Source organism: Ignavibacteria bacterium, assembly GCA_016873775.1.
GTDB lineage: Bacteria > Bacteroidota > Ignavibacteria > UBA10030 > F1-140-MAGs086 > JAGXRH01.
Map to the genome: position 1 here is coordinate 1 of VGWC01000115.1, position 4337 is coordinate 4337.

Below are 4337 nucleotides of genomic sequence, written 5' to 3' on the forward strand. Positions count from 1 at the left end.
CACGAACTTCCTCTATCGTCGCTGCGAAACAGTTTATTCGCGCCGAAATACAACCGCGAAGAATTATGCGGGCTAATAATAAGCGGCGCATCCCAGTTCCATCGCAAACCTTCTTCACCTTTGTCTTCAATCGGCTGAATCCACAACACTTCTCCTGTTTTTTTATCGAAACGTGCAAGTCCGCCGTATTGATATTCCGAATACACAATGTTCGGGTCATTCGGGTCAATGCGCGTTACAAATCCATCGCCGCCAATCGTTACGTACCAATCGCTATTTAAAATTCCATATTTAGAAATCGTTTGCGATGGTCCGCCGAGGGTTGCGTTATCTTGCGTTCCTCCGTAAATGTTGTAAAACGGTTCTGCATTATCCACAGCAACTCGATAAAATTGAATTGTCGGCATATTGTTAATAAATCGCCACGTTTTATTTCCATCGTGTGATTCATATAAACCGCCGTCTGTTCCGAGCAACATATAATTCGTGTCTTTCGGGTCAATCCAAATTGCGTGATAATCTATATGAACACTTTTTTCTCCAATACGTTTCAACGTTTTTCCCGCATCATCGGAATAATGCATAATTGTTCCTGATGTATAAATACGGTCAACATTTTTCGGGTCGCAAAAAATTTTCCCATAATACATCGGCACATTAATCTGAGAATTTCTTTTCTCCCATGTAACTCCGCGGTCGAGTGAACGAAAAATTCCGCCGCCATCACCTTGCGCTTCAACTAACGCATATAACACATCGGGATTTACCGGCGAAATTGCAATTCCGATTTTTCCCAGATCACCGCCGGGGAGTCCGCTCGAAAGTTTGTTCCATGTCATTCCCGCATCGGTAGATTTTTGAATGCTTCCTTCGGGACCGCCATTTATCATTGTCCAAAAATGCCTGCGGCGTTGATACGTTGTAATATAAATTACATCTTGATTGCGCGGGTCAAGCACAACTTCGTGAACGCCGGTATTGTCGCTCGTATGCACAATATTTTTCCAAGTCGCGCCGCCATCCGTAGATTTGAACAAACCTCGCTCGCCACCTTCTTTCCACAACGGACCTTGCGATGCGACATACATCACTTTCGTATTGCGTGAATCAAATTCGATTGCGGAAATATGCTCCGATGTTTTCAATCCCATATTTTTCCACGATTTTCCTCCATCTTCGGATTTGTAAATGCCGTTGCCATAACCAACACTTCGCTGACTGTTGAGTTCACCCGTTCCAATCCAAACTTCGTGTGGGTTATCGGGATTCAACGCAACTACGCCGATGGAATATGCGCCTTCGTTTTCAAACACACAGTTCCACGTTGTCCCGCTGTTCGTTGTTTTCCACACGCCGCCGCACGCAACTGCTACATAATATGTGCTTCTATCTTGCGGATGAACGGCAAATCCAATAATGCGTCCGCCAATAATTGCAGGACCAACAGAGCGAAATTTCAATCCGCCAAACGTTGACGATTTCAGCGTATCATTTTTTTCCGCAAAAGAAAGTGAAGTGAAAATGAGGAAGAGAAGGAGAAAGTGTTTCATAGGATTAAATGTTTTGTTTATGTGAAAAAAATTGAATTGGGAAAATTATTCAGGAGAAATTTTGTTTAGGAGTAAATTCATTATTTGTGCTTTATTGTATTTTTTGCCTTTGCGTTATACTTCACACTCTTTTCTTTAACCGCAGCAACTTGTGACGGAGCAGTTTGATAAATAAAACTCGGATACTCGTGTTTTATTCCAAGCATACCATCGAACGACAAATCTTCATCTTCCAATGGCCAATGAATACAATAAACTGCATGGGAAATTTGAAACGTGTTTCGCTAAATCTCTGAAGCATTGTAAAGTCGTTGGGAAATTTTTGCGAGTTTGAAAGAATAATCTTTGCCATCAATCCAAATTTTCATTGAGTCATTGATAAACCGAATATTCTTAACCGTGTGAAATGGTTTATCTATGTCTTTCTTTCTTGAAATTTTTCCCATTCTTCTACTATTAGTTCAAAGTTTTTGATGATGATGGATTTCACTTCTCTTATATCCCGACTGTTCATATTGTATGCGTACGCTTCAATGATTCCAAAATGCTCGACATCTAACCAATACTTACATTCTTTCTATGCTTTGCGAAAATTAATGTGAATCGGTTCTCGGTTTTCTTCCGCCCAAAAATAAAATCTCCAGCCATGTGAATAGAGTATCGTCGGCATGTATCACACAAATTCGACATCAAGAAATTCTGGCTATAAAACATAAACATCGTCTTCTTCGTTGCTCCAAATTCTTTTCTTATGTTTCTTGTTGTAACAATAAAGAACTTTCATCAACATTTGATGTTTCAATTTTCATTTCAAATTCTTCTTCCATAGATTATTTCTAAAAACTTTGTGTTTATCCTTAATCATCTGCGATAGTTTGCGAAATCTGCGGGAAATAGTTTCCCGCAAATCTCGCAGATGTACGCAGAAAGAATTTAAAGAGATACTTGATAGTCATTCCTTCCTAACTCAACTTCGCGAATAAAAACTCTCGATTCACCCACTAATGAGAATACTCTTCTTGCACTTTTTCAGAAAGATACATTTTCATCAGTGAGTGATAGGAAACATCTTTTTTGTTTGCCAATACTTTTAAATCATTGAGCAATGCCTCCGGTAATCTTACAGAAACTGAACGAACCGTTGGCTTTAAGTTTGGAAATTGTGCTTTCTTCGCTTTCGACCAATCAAGATAATCAGTCGAGTCGTGCTTTGCCCAAAACTCTCGCTCTTCGTTTTCGTTTTTAAATTTCGGAATCTTTTTTAGTTTTTTCATCGTACATTTTTCTTTCTTTGTATGACATTGTTCTTGCAGAAATAATTCTTATTGACTTTTTGCGAACCGTAAAAACAATGAGTAGATATTTTCCATTGTCAGTTTTTCCAAGCGCGTGGTATCGTTGCTCAATCGAAGTCGAATGTTTCTCATCTTCCAAAATAATTGGCTCATTGAAAAATACTTGTTCGGCTTCAGTATTAAGTATTTGATGTCGTTGCCAATTCTTTTCAATATTTCCTTCATCCCACTCAAAGCCTTCTATGTTTTCAAAAGAGATCATTCATTTAAAACTGCTACGCAATAATCAAATAAACTTATCATTCATCAACTCACCTTCGCAAACAAAAACTCTCGATTCAATCGTGCAATATGCGTAACGGAAATTTCTTTTGGACATTCGGCTTCGCAGAGATAGGTGTTCGTGCAACTGCCAAAACCTTCTTCATCCATTTGCGTTATCATTTTTTGAACTCGCTCTTTTCGTTCCACTTGTCCTTGCGGAAGCAAAGCGAGTTGCGAAACTTTTGCCGACACAAATAACATCGCCGAAGAATTGGGACACGCCGCAACACACGCACCGCAACCAATACACGCCGCCGCATCCATCGCTTCATCTGCAATCGGTTTCGGAATCGGAATTGCATTGCCATCTGGAACGCCGCCTGTTTTTGCGGAAACATATCCTCCCGCTTGCATTATGCGCTCAAACGACATTCGGTCAACAACCAAATCTTTCAACACGGGAAACGGTTTTGCGCGCCACGGTTCAACGACAATTGTTTCTCCATCGGAAAATTTTCGCATACGAAGTTCGCACGTTGTTACTCCTTGTCCCGGTCCGTGTGCGCGTCCGTCAATTACAAGTCCGCAACTTCCGCAAATTCCTTCGCGGCAATCGTGGTCGAAAGCAATCGAGTCTTCGCCTTTTTTCACGAGGTCAATGTTCAAGACGTCGAGCATTTCCAAAAACGATGCATCGCCGGGAATATTTTTTACTTCGTAATTGATAAACTGACCTTTGTCAATTTTATTTTTTTGTCGCCAAATTTTTAGTGTAAAGTACATTGTGTTTTCTTATCTAAAAATATTTTTCAAAACTTAAAGTTTGTTGTTGTTTTCTAATAAAGTGGTCGAGGAGTCGAGGATTTGAGTGGTCAAGCGAGTTTCTTTTCAAGTGATTTGATAAGAGCCATTAACATTCTTTCGACTTCTGAACGCAGTTCGTGTAACTTTTCCATTTCAACTTTCTTGATATACCCTAAATCAAAGGAAAGCAGTGATTGCGTTTCCAATTCGCAAAGTGAACCGTAAGCAATGTATAATGCTTGAATGTATTCTCGCGTTGTTTTTCTTCCATAACCTTCAGCAATATTTGATGGAACAGAAACAGCGGCTCTTCGCATTTGTGAAACCAATCCGAATCTTTCTTCCGAAGGAAAATTTTTGGTGATGCGATAAACATCCAAACTTAATTGATACGATTTTTGCCATACAATCAAATCTTTAAACG

The 4337-nt window shown here is 39.7% G+C and carries 5 protein-coding genes and 2 pseudogenes; all 7 read right to left on the bottom strand.

Features of this window, described 5'->3' with window-relative positions; all coding sequences use genetic code 11:
- A partial coding sequence (locus FJ218_10925) for a glycosyl hydrolase (GenBank protein ID MBM4167414.1) occupies positions 1-1550 on the bottom strand: 1550 nt, incomplete at its 3' end.
- A 188-nt stretch (positions 1551-1738) separates the two neighbouring features.
- A pseudogene (locus FJ218_10930) lies at positions 1739-1918 on the bottom strand (DUF2442 domain-containing protein).
- 47 nt (positions 1919-1965) lie between these two features.
- Positions 1966-2220, bottom strand: a pseudogene (locus tag FJ218_10935) (DUF4160 domain-containing protein).
- A gap of 331 nt (positions 2221-2551) precedes the next feature.
- Positions 2552-2824: a hypothetical protein gene (locus tag FJ218_10940; protein MBM4167415.1), complete on the bottom strand. Its 273-nt coding sequence runs from the start codon at positions 2822-2824 to the stop codon at positions 2552-2554.
- On the bottom strand, positions 2793-3107 hold the full coding sequence (locus tag FJ218_10945; GenBank protein MBM4167416.1) for a BrnT family toxin: 315 nt from the start codon (positions 3105-3107) through the stop codon (positions 2793-2795). The genes FJ218_10940 and FJ218_10945 overlap by 32 nt, the downstream gene beginning before the upstream one ends.
- A 44-nt stretch (positions 3108-3151) precedes the next feature.
- Positions 3152-3892, bottom strand: a complete 741-nt coding sequence (locus FJ218_10950; GenBank protein MBM4167417.1) for a succinate dehydrogenase/fumarate reductase iron-sulfur subunit — start codon at positions 3890-3892, stop codon at positions 3152-3154.
- 89 nt (positions 3893-3981) lie between these two features.
- Positions 3982-4337, bottom strand: a 356-nt coding sequence (locus FJ218_10955) for a four helix bundle protein (GenBank protein ID MBM4167418.1), incomplete at its 5' end; no start/stop codon positions are given.